12 protein-coding genes are annotated in these 20,568 nt (G+C 53.4%); 4 read left to right on the top strand and 8 right to left on the bottom strand.

Annotation, left to right across the window (positions count from 1 at the left end; all coding sequences use genetic code 11):
- Window positions 1-145 precede the first annotated feature (145 nt).
- Together CA13_RS05690 and CA13_RS05685 are read right to left on the bottom strand one after the other, a co-directional pair.
- Window positions 146-2,116, bottom strand: coding sequence for a sialate O-acetylesterase (locus CA13_RS05690; protein WP_146395000.1), 1,971 nt, complete (start codon window positions 2,114-2,116; stop codon window positions 146-148).
- Between the two features lie 439 nt (window positions 2,117-2,555).
- Window positions 2,556-5,030 (bottom strand): dockerin type I domain-containing protein, encoded by a 2,475-nt coding sequence (locus tag CA13_RS05685; protein WP_146394999.1) that lies wholly within the window; start codon window positions 5,028-5,030, stop codon window positions 2,556-2,558.
- A 512-nt stretch (window positions 5,031-5,542) separates the two neighbouring features.
- Between CA13_RS05685 and CA13_RS05680 the strand changes: the two genes are divergently transcribed.
- Genes CA13_RS05680 through CA13_RS05670 form a run of 3 tightly spaced genes read left to right on the top strand, consistent with a single transcriptional unit; the run spans window position 5,543 to window position 11,069 of the window.
- Window positions 5,543-9,229 carry a secretin N-terminal domain-containing protein gene (locus tag CA13_RS05680; RefSeq protein WP_419193978.1) on the top strand — a complete coding sequence of 1,229 codons (3,687 nt, stop codon included), beginning with the start codon at window positions 5,543-5,545 and terminating at the stop codon, window positions 9,227-9,229.
- The gene (locus CA13_RS05675; RefSeq protein ID WP_146394997.1) at window positions 9,229-10,152 is read left to right on the top strand and encodes a hypothetical protein; all 924 of its coding nucleotides are present in this window, start codon (window positions 9,229-9,231) and stop codon (window positions 10,150-10,152) included. Before CA13_RS05680 ends, CA13_RS05675 begins: the two co-directional genes overlap by 1 nt.
- Window positions 10,153-10,163: 11 nt before the next feature.
- Window positions 10,164-11,069 (top strand): ion transporter, encoded by a 906-nt coding sequence (locus CA13_RS05670; RefSeq protein ID WP_146394996.1) that lies wholly within the window; start codon window positions 10,164-10,166, stop codon window positions 11,067-11,069.
- A gap of 31 nt (window positions 11,070-11,100) precedes the next feature.
- On the opposite strand, the gene CA13_RS05665 is transcribed toward CA13_RS05670, so the two are convergent.
- From CA13_RS05665 to CA13_RS05640, 6 genes are all read right to left on the bottom strand, one after another.
- Window positions 11,101-11,559 (bottom strand): hypothetical protein, encoded by a 459-nt coding sequence (locus tag CA13_RS05665; RefSeq protein WP_146394995.1) that lies wholly within the window; start codon window positions 11,557-11,559, stop codon window positions 11,101-11,103.
- Window positions 11,560-11,797: 238 nt separating this feature from the next.
- Window positions 11,798-12,547, bottom strand: a complete 750-nt coding sequence (locus CA13_RS05660) for an FkbM family methyltransferase (RefSeq protein WP_419195085.1) — start codon at window positions 12,545-12,547, stop codon at window positions 11,798-11,800.
- 43 nt (window positions 12,548-12,590) lie between these two features.
- Window positions 12,591-13,145: a hypothetical protein gene (locus tag CA13_RS05655; RefSeq protein WP_146394993.1), complete on the bottom strand. Its 555-nt coding sequence runs from the start codon at window positions 13,143-13,145 to the stop codon at window positions 12,591-12,593.
- A 180-nt stretch (window positions 13,146-13,325) separates the two neighbouring features.
- Window positions 13,326-15,599 carry an ABC transporter permease subunit/CPBP intramembrane protease gene (locus CA13_RS05650; RefSeq protein ID WP_146394992.1) on the bottom strand — a complete coding sequence of 758 codons (2,274 nt, stop codon included), beginning with the start codon at window positions 15,597-15,599 and terminating at the stop codon, window positions 13,326-13,328.
- Window positions 15,596-16,387 (bottom strand): ATP-binding cassette domain-containing protein, encoded by a 792-nt coding sequence (locus CA13_RS05645; protein ID WP_146394991.1) that lies wholly within the window; start codon window positions 16,385-16,387, stop codon window positions 15,596-15,598. The genes CA13_RS05650 and CA13_RS05645 overlap by 4 nt, the downstream gene beginning before the upstream one ends.
- Before the next feature lie 168 nt (window positions 16,388-16,555).
- The gene (locus CA13_RS05640) at window positions 16,556-17,863 is read right to left on the bottom strand and encodes a homoserine dehydrogenase (RefSeq protein ID WP_146394990.1); all 1,308 of its coding nucleotides are present in this window, start codon (window positions 17,861-17,863) and stop codon (window positions 16,556-16,558) included.
- Window positions 17,864-18,204: 341 nt separating this feature from the next.
- Between CA13_RS05640 and CA13_RS05635 the strand changes: the two genes are divergently transcribed.
- Window positions 18,205-20,568: an NAD(P)H-dependent oxidoreductase subunit E gene (locus CA13_RS05635; protein WP_146394989.1), complete on the top strand. Its 2,364-nt coding sequence runs from the start codon at window positions 18,205-18,207 to the stop codon at window positions 20,566-20,568.

The following is a 20,568-nucleotide window of genomic DNA, read 5'->3' as shown; positions in this document are numbered from 1 at the left end:
TTTGGAAAAAACAACGCGCTAACGCCAATCCCATAAGCAATTACAGCCCGCTGTGATTACGTATTGCCGAATACCGCGTAGCACGTCGATGGATCGTGAAACACGGATCGCTGATACATGCATGGGTGCCGACGCGCAATGTCGTTTATTCCACATCGGTTCGGAACGGAATCGCAGGCAAGCCTTCGGCGTTATAAAAATTGCCGATCGGATTGTTGGCCCAATTGTAGCGCACGGCCGTCGGTTTCGTGACACCTGGCGACGAAACGATGACGGTGTCTCCACTAACCGCTGCATCGGCCCAGACGAATGTTTTGTCGTCGCCCGCGATAGCAAAGCCTTTCAATTTGTCACCCTTGGCGACCAACCCAGCGCCAACGTGTTTGAATTTAACCAATGCCTGTCCATCCCGATACTCAACCGAATCGAACTCCGGTCCGCTATAGACGATCTTTTGGTCATAGCCAATTCCTAGAGCTGCCAACATCAATCGGTGCCCGACGTCTTGCTTGTTGCGCGGGTGAATGTCGTTCGCTTCGCCAATATCAATTGCAACTGCCAAACCGACCTTGTCATCATTCTTTGCGGTCATCGATTGCGCTTCACGAAGATCAGCCCACCCTGGTTCAACCGGTTGTTGCTGGACTGCCATGAAGTTCGCCAATTGGACGATCAAGAACGGAAACTTGCCTACTTCAAACCGGTTTCGCCAATCGCCGATCATGGTCGGCAGCAATTCGCGGTACTGGGCTGCTCGACCGGCGTTCGATTCACCCTGATACCAAATCGCTCCCTTGATCGCGTAAGGAACAAGTGGTGCAATCATGCCGTTGTACAGAACCGTCACCACATTCGGGTTTTGGTGCAACCGTTGGGGGATCGGTTTCATTTGCGACACAGCGGGCCCTTGATGGATCTTCCAATCACCTGCGAGGGAGACACGTTCGTTTCCGTCGATTGCGAGAGACATCGCTTCAGGTTGGCCAAAGAATCCACCTTCGCCGCCAGTGTCAAGTACGCGAATCGTGATCACGTTGCGACCTTCCTTTAAAATGCCGGCGGGGATTTTGTAATTCCGGTCAACGTTCCACTGGTCATTCTCGCCGACCCATTGGCCGTTAATCCAAGTGGTGTCTTGATCGTCGATACTTCCAAGACTAATCGAGGCTGTTTCGCCGTTTATCGATTTGGGAAGTTCGACAGCTTTTTGGAACCAGACCACCCCATCAAATCGGCTTACGCCGTATTGTTCAAATTCCGCCGGCAGTTGGGCGGTTTTCCACTGGTCGGTTTCTGTGTTCGCATTTTGCCAATTGGCAGCACTGCCGGGGTCGTTCTCTTGCCACCATTTTTGAATCGCTTCACGATGCTTCTTATCACTCAGGTTCCCCAATGCAACGGATTGTTTGAGCGATTCCAGGCTGGCGTCAAAATCGTGCATTTTGCGCAGGCCTTCTTCGCTCGTCCACGCTTCTGCGACCGTTCCACCCCATGACGTATGGATCAAACCAATGGGGACATTGAGTTGTTGGTGCAAGTCGCGACCAAAGAAATAGCCGACCGCGCTAAATCGCGGGACATTGCTAGGCGTGCAAACTTTCCAAGTGCTTTTAGTGGTTTCGACTGGTTGCCCCGCAATTCGTTTAGGGACCGTGAATAATCGGAGTTCGGGAATATTGGCTTTAGCGATTTCCGCTTCTGCATGGTTCGAGGCCGCTAAAGGCCATTCCATGTTTGATTGTCCCGAGCAAATCCAAACATCACCAACCAAGACATCGGAAATACTCTGCGACGACGATTCGCCATTGCCGCTGGCAACCACCTTCAATGTGTGCGGGCCTCCCGCTGAAAGTGGTTCGATTTTGGTCGACCAATGGCCTTCGGCGTCTGCGGTCGCCTTGGCGGTTTTCTCTGCAATCGAAACGGTGACGGTTTGATTGGGTTCGACCCAACCCCAAATTGGTGTCTGGGCATCCCGTTGAAGGACCATGTGATCGGTGAATAGGGAATGCAGTACCGATCGATCTTGGGCGATTACGAGATTTGGAAGTGTGGCAGCAATCAAGCTAACGGTTAGGAAGCAAACCGAGCGAAGGCGAGTGCAGAGTGGTGGCATGGCGGATCAAACTTCAGAATGGAATATGCGGCGGGGTGTTGAGCGGGGAACGGTTGGCGAGATCCGCTTTAGTGTGCAAGCGGACGTGAAACACCGACTTCTATTCTACACCGAAGGGAAGCGTCGTGGAGACAGAACCAGCCGAGATATTTAGCCGATATCTCTGGTTTTTTCCTGCCTCCCCCCTCTCGCTTCTCCGTGTTGCCCAATCGTTTCCTAATCTCAACTGAGGTTCCTCTAGTCCTCCGACCGAACGAACCAAAACCAAAGCAATCCCGCACCACTTAGCAGTAAGAATAGCGAAACAATGGCGATCAGCATCGAAACCATGATGTGGTGGTGAGCAAGCAAAGGGGTGTTTGGGGGACGTTGGAATTGATTACTCTAAGGATGCATTCGCATCCGCCATTCCGAGTCGGAACAGGCTAAAACGGTGGACTTAAAACAGTGTGACGCTTTGCTCCGCTTGGATCAAGCTAAGTTCGCTATCTTCCTCATTTTGAGCAATCGATGTCATCGGGATCATGCCGACTTGTTTGGGATCAATTTGCTCTGCGTTCGCCTGTGGTTCACCGAGTGCATTGATGACAAGTAACGCATCAAGTGCGGTAATAAAATAGTCGCCGTTGACGTCATAGTAAAAATCGTTTTCGATCGGCTCCGTCTTTGGATTGAGTAACACTACCGCAATTCGATCGGTCAATTCATTGATGACCGCCAACGCATCGAATGCCGAGAAATCTCCGCTACTGTCGACGTCTAACGGCATTTCTTGGTTCTGATAGAAAGGGGGTTCGTCATCAAGTAAATCAATCGATGCTTGGTCGTTGAGGTATCCGGTCGCCGTGAAGGCATACGCATAAGATTGCATTGGTTCGGGATCGTTGTCATTGACAGGCAACACGTCCAACACCACGCTTTGCTTTCCGGCGGGGATCACAAAATCGGCACTAAATCCAAGTTGTTCTGTATTCCCACCGGTTGCATTGACGGTGAGTGCCGAGTTTGTGTTCGTGTTACTTCGGGACAAGGTTAATTTGACGGATTCCGCATCATTTTCGAGAACTTGCGGCGAGCTAAAGATCGCATCGATCGTTTCATAATCGGTGACGGTTAATTCCACATTACCGGGATCAACGCCCGTTGCTGCCGCAGCCAGGGTTAATGATTGGGAGCCGTCCAGCAGTGCATCGTCAACGGCATCGACTGGAACGGACACCGAAGTCGCGCCGGCTGTGATCACCGCGGTCGCTGGCAAGGTTGCTTCGCTGGTATCGTTGGACCGCAGCGTCACGGTCAATGACTTGTCGGACGCCGGCCCGCTTCGCCGCACTGTCAATGTGGCTGCGTCTGTTCCCTCGTTTTCAACGATCGAAGATTGATTCAATGACAATTCAAGCTTCGGAGGTGCCGCGACGGTCACGCGAAAGGTTTCCTGGTCCGAGCCACCGTCGTCATCCGAGACCCGCACGGTAACGGTATAAATGCCGGTTTCGGTGTAAGCATGCGTGCCATTGAAGGATGCCAATGTATCTCGTGTTGCGTTACCCGTTTGGTCGATCGTCGCGTCGCCCGCAACGATATCGCTGCCATCACCCCAATTGATCGTGTAGGTAAAAGTCTCGCTTGTCGGCGGGGTAGACGCACTTTGGTTAAATCCCGGATCCGAAAGAGAACCGATGTTGGTTAGACTCAGTGCCACGCCGGCGACCACAGATTGGTCGGTCGGCACCGTCAATGTTGGAGCGACATTCGTGACCGTTGCGGTGGTCGCCGGAATCACGACCTCACCGAGTTTGCTACCGCGAAGGATGATCTTTGTTGGAAACGCTCCGTTGTCCGCGTATACATGGTTGGCGGTGACCGTTAAGGTCGAACCAAGGAGTGTCCATCCAATGTCATCGAGCGCAGCAACATCAAGTGGTGTCACTGGTTGGCGTTCACCTTGCGAAAGATTCTCGCGCATCAATGTCGGTTGATTGTCTTGCGTTAGGAGCGAATCGCCCCAATGGTAGCTTTGATCTAGGGGGACGTTTCCCACGCCAACATAAGCCGCTTTCGCTTTCACGCCGGTAAATTGGTCGTTCACCGCGAAGGTGTCCCAGGACTTATTGATTCCAGCCCGACCAAAGCCGAGCACGTGAGCCAATTCATGCATTGCAACGCTGACGAAATCGGTTTGGCCATCTTGAGCCCCATCAGCGTCACGGCCAAAGTACCAATTGGTTCCGAGGGTATCGAAGGCGATTGATCCACCCCACGGCCCAAAATCCGTAGGCGTCGTTGCTTTTGCACCCGTTTCGCCGCGGAATTGCACGGTATCCCAAAAAGCTAAAATTTGTTGTTGCTCGGCGATGGTACTTGGTTGGACCGGCGGGAGATAATAGCCGCCTGGTCCGCCGCGGCCTCGCTCGTTGCCACTGAGGTCCCGAGCGGCCACAAAGACGACCAACTCGTTTGAGCCCACACTCAAATTTTTTGCAACCGAGACGTTCACGGTTCCGTCGGGATTGAGCGTCGTTCTGCCATTGGCTGGGTTAATAAACTGAGCGTTCCATTGCAACTTTCCACCTGGAGTGATCGCTTGTAAGTCGTCATTGAATCGGCGGACCAATGCATCGGCGGCTTCTTGAAGGATCGTACGGCGTGAAAGGTTCGCTCCGGCAAAAAAACCACTGGTGTCGAGCGAATAATCGAGCCGAATCTTCAGCCTGCCTGACGCTGGTTGAGCGGACACTTCGCCACTCGTTTGGGTGCCGTCCCCCCATTGGACTTGGGCGGATACCGTACCGAGAAGTCCGGTCGCATCGACCGTTTTGCTGAGCGAAAAGAGGTCGCCCTCCGCCACCAATAACCGGCGTGCTTCAAGCGGCTCAAACCGCATCGCGCGGCGAGAACGCGAACGTGGGCGCATTATAACGCGGGAAAATAATGCAGCTGACTTCTTTGGTCTGAACATAACCGTATGGATGCAAGAGTCACAGAGAGAAAAGAGATACCAGCGTTCATGTTGTTTGTTCAGGCTGCGTGCATCGTCATTTCGGAAGTGTATACCTTTGAGCAGATTAGGTGTATGGGGAATCTTCAGTTCCTTTTGACGGAAAAGTGAGGAGGGTTGATCTCCGGTAAGCCACTTCTGGAGCTCGTGAAACATAGTTGACTCAATTTGATTGTAGCGATTAACCGGGTCGTGCCGATGAATCCATTTGAACGGACAATTACGCGCCCATTTCGTTGGCATAGATTTGGCCGTTCACCTAGGGAAGCAACTTCATCCCTAGGGAAGCAACTTCATCCGTACCGGAAAGGTGGTCGCAAATGCGGCGTCGGACTTCCTGCAAAATGACATTGGGTCTAGCGATCTTCGCGACAATATTGGCCGCTTCGAGCCCGCTTTCGGCACAAAATGGGGTGAATCCTCGTTCCGTGAAACCGGAACTTCGAAAGTTGGCCGTTCCGTCGTCGCAAACACGTGCGATCGCTACCCGGCTAAGTTTGAAGTATCACGATATGCCGGGTGTCCAAATTTCGCCGGACACACGTAACGGTCAATTGGTGGTTATGGCACCGGAAGCGGCTCAGATGCGGATTGCCGACGACATCCAATCGATGCTTCGGTCCGGCGGCGTCTCGCAAGTTTCCGCAACAGGCCCGGTCCAGGTGCAACTCAAACATGTCACATGGCGTGAATTTGAAGACGACCTAAAGCAACTCGCCGGCCAGAACCTGCCGATCACGACCAGCAACAACGGTGAACGCGCATCGTTCATGTTAAACGCGATGCCACTCGCCGGAACCACGGTCCAAGTCGACCGGCGTAACAACTTGGTTACCATCATGGCGCCAAGTCATGCGCAAACGCCTTGGCGCGAAATGATTGAAGCGCTCGACGTTGACCCAGGCACAAACGGCGGTATCACCCAATTGATACGACTCGAAAATGCCGAGCCGGCTCCTGTTCAACGCGCGATTCGTTTGCTCGGTCAGCTCGACGCACAACGACCGACGCCGCTTGATGCCAATGCCGGCTTTCGAAATGCTCTTTTTCAACAAGAGGCTGCGGGCAATACTGCGGACGCCGGGCAACCAGGACCTGCAAACGGACCTGCAAACGGACCTGCAAACGGACCTGCAAACGGACCTGCAAACGGACCTGCAAACGAGGCTACGATCGGCAATGGTCAAGAGGAATTGTTGGATGATGCCGCTGGCGGGTCAGGGGTGATTGGCGATACACAAATCCAATTCGTTCCTGAGTTAGGAACGATCATCATTCGGGGTGCCAAACGCGATGTTCAACGCGTGATGGACGTGATTCGTGAAATTGAGAAACAAAGCGAAGTCACCCGGCCTGACATCGAGGTTGTCATGCTGCAGCACGCCGACAGCACAGCCGTTGCGACACTTTTGACCCAACTTTACACCGACGTCCTGTCGGCTCGCCAAGGCGAAGTCAGCATCACCTCGCTCGATGCCCCCAACGCCCTTTTGTTGATCGGCCGCACCGAAGCGGTAAACGGTGTACGCGATTTGATTGCCAAGGTAGACCAGCCGATTGACCAATCAAGTAAGCTGAGGATCTTTCGGTTGCAGCATGCATCGGCAGCAGACGCCGAAGAAACGATCCGCGAATTCTTTACCGAACGTCCTGGCAGCGACGATGAAATGCGTCCAACGCTTGGGATTCGCGTTCGCCTGTCAGCCGATTATCGAACGAATTCATTGATTGTCAGTGCTTCGCCACGCGATATGGCCGAAGTCACGCGACTGATCAACGACCTTGATGTACAAGAGATTTCATCGCAAAGTGAAATCAAAATTTTTCCGCTCAGCAACGCCATCGCTGAAGACTTAGCAACCGTCATCCAATCAGCGATTAGTGGTGAAAGCGACGTTGATGGCGATGGAAACATTACCACACCTTCATCCACCCTGTCGATCGTTTCGATCGACGCCGAGGGTAGCCGGATTCTCGATTCAGGGATTTTGACTGGGGCGATCGTGACCGCGGACGCCAACGCGAATTCGATTGTCGTGCGGGCTCCGGCGGCAAGCATGCCGTTGATCGGTGAATTGATTCGTCAATTAGACAAAACGCCCGGTGCCGAATCATTGGTGAAGGTGTTTACGGTCGAAAATGGTGACGCAGTGCAATTGGCAACCGCATTGCAAACGCTCTTTGGCGACGAGGCCGCGACGAGCGGAACGAGCGTCGGCGCGGGTAACCTTGGCGGATTACCGAGTTCCACAGCCGGAGTGGATAGTACATTGGTACCACTGCGGTTTAGTACCGATCAGCGAACCAACAGCATTATCGCCAGTGGTTCGGCGGACGATTTGGAAGTGGTAGAGAGTATTTTGATACGACTTGATACCGAAGGGTTTGCCGAACGCATTACCGAAGTGATTTGGTTGCGTCACCAAAATGCGCCTAACATCGCCGCAGCGATCCAAGACTACGTGACTCAGCGAACAACGCGAGTCAATTCGATTCAACAATTCCAACAAGGTGGACTCGGTCCCTTTGACCTGCCCGATCGCGATTTGATTGTGGTAGCTGAAGAGAACAGCAACAGTTTGTTGCTAAGCGTATCGCCGCGATTGTACGAAGACGTCCGTCGTCTGATCGACAAACTTGATCGTCGGCCGCCGATGGTATTGATTAAAGTCGTGCTAGCTGAAGTAGCGCTAGGTGACTTGTTTGAGATCGGTGGCGAAGTTGGATTGCAGGATTCGTTGATGTACGATCGTGGAATCGTGTCAAGTGCCTTTCCTACGTCCGATCCCGGGTTCAATTTTAATGGCAACGGGGCAACGAACGTGAGCTCGTTCGGCAAAGAAAGTTTGGCCGGAAGCGGGCTAAGCAGCTTCGGCGTTGGCGCCACCAACGGCACTTTGGGCTACGGAGGATTCGTCCTGAGTGCTGCCAGCGAGTCGGTCAGCTTGCTGTTGCGGACGTTGCAAACGGCGGATCGACTGCAAATTCTCAGTCGACCGCAGATCATGACGATGGACAATACCGAAGGTTACGTTCAAGTCGGTCGCCAAATTGCACGTGTGACCGGTGTGATCAACAACGGTGTCTCCGGTACGCAAGTCGTGACCGAAGACACCGAGGTTGGATTGATCATGCAAGTGCGACCACGCGTTGGTGCCGATGGATTGATTGTGATGGAAATCGACGCTACCCGTTCAGCACGCGACACCAGCAGCGGCACGCTCATTCCAGTGGCCGGTTCGGACCCGATTTTGGTCAACGATATTCTGCGTACGACCGCTCAATCGACCGTCGCAGCCTACAGCGGGCAAACGGTGATCTTTGGTGGCTTGATTCAAAAAGAACGTGCCAATTTTAGTCGCCGTGTCCCGTGGTTGGCAGACATCCCTGTTTTGGGGCACATGTTCAAGTACGATCAAGAACGCGAACTCCGGACAGAACTATTGGTCATCATGACCCCCATGCTGATCACCGGCGAAGAGGACCTCGACTATGTCAAGTCGACCGAATCGAGCCGAATGAGTTGGTGTTTAGCCGACGTGGTGGAAATGCATGGCGATGTTGGACTCAATGGGGGTTACGGGTTATGGGGCCCCGCAGTGGGCCAAACGATCTATCCCGATTTGCAGCCAACGGTCGACCAATTCCACCAAGAAATGGCAGCCGACGGTCGAGGCAATGGTCGCGAGTATGCGGAAGGTGTTTACATCGGAGCCGAGGGGACCGAAGGTATCGATGGGACAAATTCCGTCATCGCGCCGCCAGCAACGTACGAGCAATTCACGGATCCCGCGATGATCGATTCAGGTCTCCAATGGGATCAGGGCGATGTGATCTACGGCACCGAAAGTGTTCCGCTTGAATCGGTTCCACTTGAATCGTCCTCAAGTTCACAGTCGCTCGAGAATCCGTTTTCGGATCAACCGATCGGTTTGATGGTTAACCCAAGCCAAATCGAAAGTGCGTCGCAACCATCCGCCGGTCAGACCCGTCAAGTCGGATACCAACGTGGTTTGCCTACGCGGCTAGGTGCGAATTCAAAAACGACACAACCGCCGACGATGACGTCACCTGCGGTCCAATCAAGCATCATGCCCCAATCATGGATCAAATAATGAAACGAACTGTACTCAATGGCGTCGCGCTGGTTGTGGTTGCGGCGATGGTTTGCAGTGCCGGTTGTGTGACAGTACCAGCCGGCAGTCCGAAGGAACTGGCTAAACCGAGTAAGCTGTTCTCGTGGCAGATGCCGTGGAACAAGAAGAAAGACGAGGCACCCGCGCCGTATCCGAAGCCAGTCAAAATGGCGACGACTTGGTCACCCGATACGCTGGTGCAAACCGGTCGTACGCCAACTCGAGGTTTCGGAGGACGCATCTTTTTCTATGATGAAAAATCAAGAGCCGTGCCGGTCGAAGGGACACTCATCGTCCACGCATTTGACGAAAACAGCCCCAACCCCCAAGCCAATGCGAAGCGTTACGAATTCACATCCGAGCAATTGACGAGGCATTTTAGCCAAACCGATCTCGGTGCCTCGTACAGTGTTTGGATTCCTTGGGATGCTGTGGGTGGAGAGTCCAAACGGATTTCGTTGGTCGCTTCGTTCAAACCGGTTGAGCCAAAGGGTTCGATACTCAGCGCGAACGGCAAAACACGCGAAGAAGTGAAGTTGGTTCAAGGATTGCCGGCCATGGTGATGTTGCCAGGTGTTGATTCGGAACTCAACAAAATTGCCAAATCAGAAAATCGAATGTCACCCGAGTATCAAGATTATAAGGCTGCCTTAGCGTCGATTGATACGAAACCGTCGGGCTTAACGACAACGACGATCCAGCGGCGTCGAGGCCACCATCGCTCGTCCGATCCGATTCCATCGATGAAAATGCCACGAAGTCTGCTGCCCAGGGGGGTTAATGAATTGGGGACGCAAATCGCCGAAGGATCGTCAACACCTTCATTGGAGATTAAGATGGCAGGTCGAAACGCGGGGCAATCGAACGTCTTGCCCGCTAGCGCCACGATGCCATTGCAGTAACCGTTTGCCACATGACACCATCGAAACCAACACCCGCTGCGGAACGCCGTCGACAAAATCAGCGTCCGGAAGGGCCGCCGTGGCGTCAACAGATGTACGACGTCATCTTCGAAGCGGACACGCCCGCGGGATATGGTTTCGATATCGGGTTGTTGGTCGCGATCATCACCAGCATCGTGTTGTTTTCCCTCGAGACAGTTGAAGGATACGAGGATGCGGTATGGATCAAAAATGGAGAATGGTTTTTAACGATTCTCTTTTCGATCGAATATGTGTTGCGGCTGATTTGTTCGCGACATTCGTTCCGCTATGCGTTAAGTTTTTGGGGCATCATTGACCTGTTTAGCGTCTTGCCAAGCTATTTGGCCTTCTTTATCGGCGACTCATCGCGATCACTAATGATCCTCCGCAGTGTTCGATTGTTGCGTGTTTTTCGCGTGATGAAACTGTGGCGGATGATGAACGAAGCGGACGAATTGTCGACTGCTATTTGGCGTGCACGCAATAAAATCGTCGTCTTTTTAACTGTCGTCTTGGTCGCGGTGACAATCAGCGGTTCGCTGATGTATCACGTCGAAACCTTGATGACCAATGTCGACGAACAAAAGAAAAACGATACTGAAAGCGACTTCACGTCGATCCCCCAAGCGATGTATTGGGCGACGGTCACGATGACCACGGTCGGCTATGGCGATGTGGTTCCCAAAACGGTGATCGGCAAAATGATTTCCGCCGCATTGATCTTGCTAGGTTACAGCCTGATCATTGTGCCGACCGGATTCGTTAGCGCGGAAATCCTGGGGGGCAAAGCGGTCGGTAAGGAGCCGGATTTCATGTGCGATGTTTGTGAAGCGACCGGTCACCCCGTCGATGCGCATTACTGTTACCGATGCGGGGCCAGGATGCACCATGCCTAGTGTCGATTGTGGCACCACAGCAAGGGGGACACTATTCGGGTGCAGCCTGCTCAGACGCAGCCTGCTCAGACGCATCTTGTTCAGACGGATCTTGCTCAGACGCAGCCTGCTCAGACGCATCTTGTTCAGACGGATCTTGCTCAGACGCATCTTGCTCAGACACATCTTGCTCAGACGCATCTTGTTCAGACGCATCTTGTTCAGACGGATCTTGTTTGGGGGCAGATTCGATTACGGTCTCCGTCGACTCATCCGCCTTCGCTGTATTGTCAGGCCCCGGTGTGGCTGGGGTTAACGAGTTGATATTTGGAAAGCGGGGCGGAGTGAACCGCGTGTTATGATAAATGAGCACTGCAAATCCGCATAACGTCGTCGTCAAGAAGAACGCCAACAGAACATTGCCGTGATTCTTTTTCCACGGATTAACGTCCATGAGCGAATGCGGAAGATACTCCTCGTCATCTTCTATCTGAGATTCCTTTTTGCTCATTGTCTTGCTCTACAGTAGCTCACGGGCATTGTCAGGGTTATGTTTTGCAGTGTCGACTGCCAACGTCATGTTAATGTTGACTTCGTTGAGCTTGCAACCGCGCGTCGAAAAAAATTGGAGATTCTCGCATCCACGTTCTTTGATGCAAACCGAGTCGAAGTTGGCTTTTGCACCGCCGCAGCTGCATGTTCAGCCGCAATTTTGGATGAGCGGATCGCGACATGGGGTCACTGTCGAACTAACGCCATGCAAGTAATTGGACCTGTCTCGCCCCGACTTCACGTCGCCACGCATCGAGGTGTGCCGGCAACGCGTGCTCATCGAAACGAGATTCCGATTCAACTTGGAAGCCCGCCGCACGAAGTTGACTTTCAATTGCTACTGCGGAATTCGTTTCGATTGTCTCATTGGTTTCGTGAACTTCGGCATAGATCGCATCGATGTTGCCAAGCAAATCATTGATCTCCGTCAACACACTCTGCTCGACGCCCTCGATATCCAATTTTAAAAACGCAATTTTTTTACTGGCTAGATGAGTTGAAAGCCGCGTGCAGTTAACGGTCGTTTGTTTCCCTGAACCACGGACTCCGTCGACCGAGCGGTTTCCCCACACCGGTTCGATCGAATTGCCTCGTGCATCGCCACCGGCGCAAATGTCGCCATACAAAGTGGTTTTGCCGTCGGTGTCCGAGAGCGCTGCATTAATACAGCGGACGCCGGGTATGTCGTTCACGTCAACGTTTTGTTCGAGCGCCGCAAAGGCGAATGGATCCGGTTCGAAGCAAAGTACCTGAGATTGTGGCCAACGCGTTTTCCATTCCAACATCGAAACGCCAATATTCGCTCCGCAATCGACGATCAGCGGGGAGTCACCGACGGGAGTAAAGAATGACGGGAACTCCTCGATTTGCCGAATCATCGACTCGGCTGCGTCGAGGTCTTGGTAGAAGAGTTTGAAACTGCGGAATTTGAGGTGGTGCTGAAGCATCACCTCAGGATATCCGGGGATCCGATAGCGTGAAAGCCAACGCTTAGGACAAAAGTAGATCGTTCCCTTTGTCGCCTTCTTCCCATTCGCGGCGGACTTCTCGTAGACCGTAGGCGCACAATTCAAATTGTTCGCTGAGTCGGCGAAGCAAGTCAGACGGAGGCCGCTCCTCGCCACCTTCAATCTCTGCTGCGATCGCGTAGGCTCGTTTGCCTTGTTGGCAATAATTGACAAAGCCGTCTGCGGATTCCGAAGGTTTAATGCGTCGCAAACTTTCCGGGTACATTCCAGACCAGAACAGCGTGAAGTCGCCGATGTGGCGGTGGACTTCGCGGCGAGCTAGTCCAATCCGGCGATCAGCTTCGAGCACCATTTGAAACACCTCGGTTGCCGGTTGTCCATTTGGGCGGCGCACGCGATGCATCGATTCGGTTCGGACGAACCGCAGCAGCATCCCGCTGAGGTAGTCAACGAGTTGGACGTCGGCGACGCCAAGTTCGGACTGAAAAATACACTCGCTAATTCCAGTCAGAAAACGTTCGATGGTCGAGCTTTTTTCAGCCGAGCCCTTGTTAGAAGAGTCTTCGTTCGGATTCATACTTGCCTCCTCCGCGAATGTTTTTCCGGATTGGTTCAAAATGACCACTCTTCACAACTACTGTGAATCCGCATTCATGTCAAGGCAAATCTTTGCATGTCGCCTATCGCTTTGCAGTTCGCGACGTGGGTGAAACGCGATTTAGAGGCGACGAAAATGCAACTCAAACACTCGATTGCACTAACAACCGGTCAAGCGGGCCGACGGATCAACAAGAGGCGTATCGGTATCGAATCGCTCGATTGCAGCTTCAACCGGTTTCGACCGGAGCGTTGCGAACCACCAGAACAATATCAGGGCGATGATCCCGCTGCCGAGTACCCATAGTGGTTGGTACTCAGGCCCTTCGCTTGTCATTCGGAACATCATTGCGGCACCACCCCAATTGCTGGTTGCAATCGTTTCCAACGAGACGGATAACGCATTGTTGGTGAAGTGCAACAAAATGCATGGCAACACGGAGCCGGTTTTCCAAGCGAGCACACCTAGTAGCAGTCCCATCACGGTTGCTGCAAGTGATTGTTGAAGTACGCCGTGAGAAATGCCGAACATGACTGCGGAGACCAAGATTGCTCTCATCGCAGTGCGGTTGCGAGTGAAGCTGTTTTCGCGATTGAGTCCGCCGAAAATGAAACCGCGAAATGCCAACTCTTCGCATACGGCCGGTAACAGCGCCATCAGGAACAACACCGACATTAGCGGCGCACTGCGGAGGTGTTCCGCGAACGGCTTCATCGCAGCAGCAGCTTGTTCGCTGACGGGGTACATGTAAGTGATCCACGATGCCATCGAAACGTAAAGCGGATGCAATGCAATCCCCAGCAAAACCGCCAATGGCAACGTTGGCCAATGCGGCATTCGAATGCGAAGACTCGTTCGCAGGGAGGTCGTTAACACCGTCGCCATCAACAGTGTCGGTGCCAGGATCATCCCGATTTGTGGCATTAGGATAAGCTTTGCGATTCCTCGGAAATCGCCGGGCATTTCCGTGACAGCAAGTTTGCCGAAAAATAGTGCGACCAAAATGATCGCCCCGCATGCGACGCCTTGCGCCGGAGTCGCTACCAATTGGCGATCGCGCCACAAGTGACGGACCCAATTTCGAAGCTCCCATTGGTCGCTGTCTCCGAACAACACCGATTCGTCCTCGAATTGTCGGTGTGCCCATTTTGCCGCCATCATTAAGCACGCGACCATAACGATGGCCACCAGCGGAAAATGCCAAAGGGCGAGCGCGTATTGGCCTTCAACCAAGGCACGGACCATCAAAAACATGCCCGTTACGGGAATCAAACTGGTCCCGGTCGTCAAGGTCGTGCCTGGCAACATCGGCAACATCACGAGCGGCAACGTTACCATCATCAACGGCATCAAATAGTATTGGCCTTCTTTACTGCTGCGTGCCATCGCGGCCACTGCCAATGCCAATGCACTGAACAAAGCCGACAGGGGAACGAGTGCCACCAACAACCATAACATTGGTATGATCGGTGGTGCTCCGAATGAGTTTTCGGCCGCTCCCAAACCGATGTGGCTGAACACGAACGAACTCGTGATCAGCATACTCGTGGCATTCAGAATTGCCGTCATCATGCTAAACGAGGTAACGGTTGCCAATTTCCCTAGCACGATTTCCGAACGAAGGGCTGGTGAGCAAAGGAGTGTTTCAAGGGTTCCGCGTTCTTTTTCGCCAGCCACCAAATCGATAGCCGGATAGAACGCGCCGGTCATCGCCCAGATCAGCATGATGAACGGCAGCAATTTGCTCCACAACGCGGCTTCGCGTGTTCGTTCGGGGGCGATATCGATATCGGCCATTTTGAATGGCTCAATCGCGTCGACATCAATTCCCGACCGACTCAGGCGATCGCGTATCCATCCGCTGCGCCATTCGCCTAACAAAGTTGAAACGCGTTGCCGCGCAACCATCGATTGGTCCGAGGCGACGTTGTACAAGACCCGGACGGATGCTTCGGAATCATGCAGGCGGTCGGGGGAACTAGCGAACGACGGGGGTACCAACACGACACAATCGAATGCACCGGTGCGCACCCATTCGGTTGCGCGGTCTTCGACGGTTTGGGTCGTGATAATGTCTTTCCACGCGTACGTGACGACCCTAAGTTGTTCTGCGTCGGACGAAAACGTTTCGTCGAAGCAATCTTCGCCGACGAGCGGCGGAGCATCTCGAAGGTTTTCGGTGCCGATGACACAAACACTCGCCGAATGCTGGTGAGTGAATTGGACGATTTGTAATAGCAGTGTGCCAACCAGCGGATACAGCAGCATCGGCAAGACGGCGATGGTAAACAACGTACGGCGATCGCGAAGTTGGTCACGCATTTCTCGCATGAAAATCAGCCACACGGCTGACATCCGAGGCTTGCCAGCCATTTTTGCCGCTAACCGTTTTTCTTTTGCGGATTCGATGCGCTCGATGGCCCATTGTTTCATGATATCACTCCGCGCTCATTAAGTTCGGAGCCGTGTGAACGTAGCTCACCTTGTTCGTGCTTGCTTAGCAAACCAAAAAATAGTTCTTCAAAATCTTGTTCGCCGTGGCGACCACGAAGTGCTTCGAGTGTACCGGAATCCAAAATCCGGCCTTGGTGCATGATCGCGATTCGGTCGCACAGTTTTTCGACCTCGCTCATGATGTGCGTTGAAAAAATCAAGCACTTGCCGCAATCTCGCAGGTCGCGGATCACGGACAACAAATTCCGTGCGACCATCACGTCGAGTCCTAGCGTGGCTTCGTCGAAAATGAGCACAGGTGGATCATGAACCATCGCTCGAGCGATCGAGACTTTTTGTTTCATACCGGTCGACATTTTTCCGCCAGGAACGTCACGGAAATCGTTCATTCGCAATTGCGTGAACAAGGTTTCAATGCGTTCGCTCAGGGTGGCCGGCGTCATGCCATGTAGACGGCCGAAGTACTCAACCATTTCCCAGGCGGTCATCCGGTCATACATCGCGGTGTTATTGCTGACGAACCCGATCCGTCGGCGAACTTCGGCGGGATCGTTGACGACGTCGTGTCCGGCGACGTTGGCGATGCCCGATGTTGGGCTTAGCACCGTGCTAAGGATGCGAAGGACCGTCGTTTTGCCCGCTCCATTGGGACCGAGTAGGCCAAAGATTTCACCAGATCCGACCGTGAACGAGACACCATCGACGGCCGCAAATGTGCCTCGATGTAAGTCTTCGTAGTGTTTCGTGAGGTGCTGTACTTGGATCATGTACGACCGGTGTTGGTAGACGAACTCGCGTAGAGTTCGATGATTGGCTGTTCATGTGGGAAGCCTTTACGGCTTTCTCTACCGGAGAAGTTAGCCCCTAAAACCGCGTTATGAAAATAACCAATCCATGGACACCAACACGAATGTCCAACGATTCGCAGTTGGCGGTCAATCCTTCACTCTAAGCCGTACAACCGGACCGTTAACGGCCGCAAGTGCTTCGATTTCTTTCGTCGCGGCTTTGGCCGCCCCTTCGGCTGCTGCGTGGGTCATGATCACCAGCGGAACGGTATCAGCATGCTCTGTCCCATCATCCGGTTCATGTTGAATAACCGATGCAATCGAAATACTGTGTTTCGATAGCACCGCGGTGATCGCGGCCAGCGTGCCGGGATGGTTGGCAACGCTTAAACGGAAATAGTAACGCCCGAGCAGCGTCGCGGCATCACGCAATTTGACGCGTGGCGGATTGTCGATCGAAAAATATTCGAGCGTTTGGAACGTCAACCGCGTTCGACCCACCGCCGTATCGATCAAGTCGGCGACAACCGCCGAAGCGGTTGGGTTTTGGCCAGCCCCGAGACCATGATAGAACACGGGGCCGACTGCATCGCCGATAACTCGAATGGCGTTAAACGCATCGCGAACTTCGGCAAGCGGGGTGCCGATGCGAACCAGTGTCGGACCAACCGAAAGTTCGAGGCCATCGTCTGCGAGTTTCGCCAACGCTAGTAGCTTGATTCGGTAACCAAGTTGGCGGCTGTATTGCAGATCGTCGGGATCGAGCCCATCGATACCCACGCGAGGAATCTCAGCCCAATTGACCGTGGCACCAAAGGCAAGGTGAGCGAGGATCGCGAGTTTTTGGGCCACGTCGGTTCCATCGACATCCATCGCCGGATTCGCTTCGGCATAACCGAGTTCTTGGGCGCGGCGGACGACATCGTCATAGGGAGCGTCTTTTTCGTCCATTTGCGTAACGATAAAGTTGCTCGTGCCATTCAGGATCCCTTCGAGCGACAGGATTTGATTGGCCGACAAGCATTGGCTGATGTTGGCAATGATCGGAACGCCACCTGCGACGGATGCTTCGAATGCAATCGTTCGGCCTAGCTCGCGGGCCCGAGTGAACAACTCTGCACCGTGTTCGGCTAGCAGTGCTTTGTTGGCCGTGACGATGTTTTTGCCCGCTTCGAGCAGGCTCAACATGATCGTTCGAGCTGGTTCGAGGCCACCGATCAATTGGGCAACGACTTCGATCTCGGGATCATTGATTACGTCGTCAAGTGAATCGGTCAGAACGCCTTCCGGTAAATCGACTTCACGGTGCTTTCCTAAGTCGCGATCGACCACTTTTTTCAGCCACATCGTCCGACCGGCATGACGCGCTGTACGGTCTCCGTGATCAAGAAGGAGGCGAGCGACACCGGTGCCAACGGTTCCAAGTCCAACGATAGCAATATTTGTTTTTTCCATGACGCAAATAATAATCGCCAACCAGCGAGATTACGAGTGGTGATTCGGTTGCCACCGTCACGGCGATGGTGGACAGGGTTTGATGATCGCGATTTGGGCTCTTTCGCACCGCTTTGACAGCGTCGTTTTCCGCGTTGAGAGGATGTTTTTGCGTTATTCGACGGTCGCTGGGAAAGGTCGAGAACAGCATTTGCAGTGAACGTGAATGACGGAGCAACTGCGACGCTTTGCCACTCGACGCAATCTGCACTACCCGGGTAAGATAGGGCTAAGCCTCAAGGGAGGCTTGCCCCCCGAAGCTCCTCTCTTCACATTGCCGCCCACCTGATATTAGCTCCTCTATGGATACCATTGACCTCAATTTTGTTGACGACGCGATCGAGCGAATCGGTCGGGGGCCGGAGGCGGTGATCCCGATTCTTCAGCAGATCCAGCAGCATTACAGGTACCTGCCCCAAACTGCTCTCCGGCACGTTTGTGCTCACACCGATATCACCCCCGCGTCGATCGAAGGGGTTTCGAGTTTCTATACGCAATTTCGGCACGAACCGGTTGGCGAACATTTGATCCATGTTTGCCTGGGCACCGCGTGTCATGTGAAGGGGGCTCAATTGGTGATGGATTCGATTCGCCAAGAATTGAAGATTGCCAAAGGGGAGGACACCGATCGCGACGGGAAGTTCACCGTTCAATCGGTCGCTTGTCTGGGGTGTTGTACGCTCGCCCCGGTCGTCCAAATCGACGAGCTTACGTACGGGGGACTCACCCCTAAGAAAGTCCCTGAGATGTTGCACGACTTTTCCGCTCAGGCTATTCGGCCTGCAAAGCCTGCGGCCATTACGGCCCACCGCAGCGGTGAATCGATTGGCGAAATACGCATCGGCATGGGGTCATGTTGTGTCGCACAGGGCAGCGACAAGGTGCGAAGTGCTATCGAATCGGTGATCGCCCAATCGGGAGCGTGTGCCGACGTGAAACGAGTCGGTTGTGTAGGGATGTGTCACCAAACGCCACTGGTAGAGATTGTTCCCAAAAGCGGAGAGACGAGTCTTTACGCGAAGGTTCAAGCCGACGATGTCGAATCGTTGGTGATGAAACATTTTAAACCGAAAAGCCTTATGCGGCGGATCAGCTACTCTGCCGAAAAATTCCTCGATCGATTTCTTAGCGACGACGAGGATGAGCCGACGATCCAAAAATCGATCAATCCACGTGAAGGCAGTGTGTGCGCGTTCTTGGGGCCACAGAAGCATCTGGCGACGGAATACTGCGGCCAAATTGATCCGATGAATTTGGAAGAGTATAAACGCCACGATGGCTTTGCCGGTTTGAAAAAGTGCATCGAGATCGGTGATCCGATGAAGATCATCGAAGAAGTTCAAAACAGTGGCCTTCGAGGCCGCGGTGGTGCGGGATTCCCGTCCGGCATTAAATGGCAAAAGGTTCGTGAAGTTGCCATCGATCAAAGCCGAGGCGAGAAGAAATACATTATTTGTAACGGTGACGAAGGCGATCCCGGTGCGTTCATGGATCGTATGCTGCTCGAATCGTTCCCCTATCGAATCATCGAAGGGATGGCGATCGCGGCGATGGCGGTCGGTTCCAACGAAGGTTACTTCTATGTCCGAGCCGAGTATCCATTGGCGGTCAAGCGGATTCGCGAAGCGATCAAAATTTGTGAACAGGACGGGATTCTCGGCGAGAATATTCTGGGTAGCGATTTTTCGCTCAAACTTGGAATCATGGAAGGCGCCGGTGCATTTGTTTGTGGGGAAGAAACGGCATTGCTCGCGTCGATGCAGGGCGAACGCGGTATGCCCCATTTGCGTCCACCTTACCCCGCAGAGTTGGGACTTTGGAAACAACCGACTCTGATCAACAACGTCGAAACCTATGCGTTGGTTCCGTGGATCATGCGAAATGGATCCGATGCGTTCGCTGCCCTTGGGACCGAAAAGAGCAAAGGGACCAAAGTATTCGCTTTGGCAGGCAAGGTGTCGCGTGGTGGTTTGATCGAAGTGCCGATGGGGATCACCATGCGGCAAGTGATCGACGATGTCGGTGGAGGCGTGGCGAACGGCAAGAAGCTCAAAGCAGTCCAAGTCGGCGGACCTTCGGGCGGATGCGTCCCGGCGTCGCTCGCCGATACATCCATCGATTATGAATCGCTCGCCGAAGTCGGCGCGATCATGGGCAGTGGCGGTTTGGTGGTCTTGGACGAAGACGACTGTATGGTGGATATTGCGAGATATTTCCTACGGTTCACACAAGATCAATCTTGCGGCAAGTGTACGTTTTGCCGAGTCGGCACGCGGCGAATGCTCGATATCTTGGACCGGCTTTGCGAAGGCAAAGGCAAGAAGGGAGACCTCGATACACTCGAACGATTGTCGCATGACGTCTCGGCGGGCAGTCTTTGCGGGCTGGGGAAAACAGCACCGAATCCTGTGTTGTCGATGTTGAAATACTTCCGTGAAGAATTCGAAGCTCACCTCGATGGTCGTTGCCCCGCTGGAAAGTGTGTGGCGATGATCGAGTATAAAATCAACAGCAAGTGCACCGGATGCACGATTTGTGCCCAAGAATGCCCGGTCGATGCAATCCCGCTGACTCCTTACAAGATTCACACGATCGACAACGATAAATGCACCCGCTGTGACACCTGTTTACAAGTTTGTCCCGAAAACGCGGTTTATGTGGAATAG

The sequence above is a fragment of the Novipirellula herctigrandis genome (assembly GCA_007859835.1).
In the GTDB taxonomy this organism is placed as follows: domain Bacteria; phylum Planctomycetota; class Planctomycetia; order Pirellulales; family Pirellulaceae; genus Novipirellula_A; species Novipirellula_A herctigrandis.
Note: the sequence above shows the minus strand (reverse complement) of the source record. Positions and strands in the feature narration are given on the sequence as shown.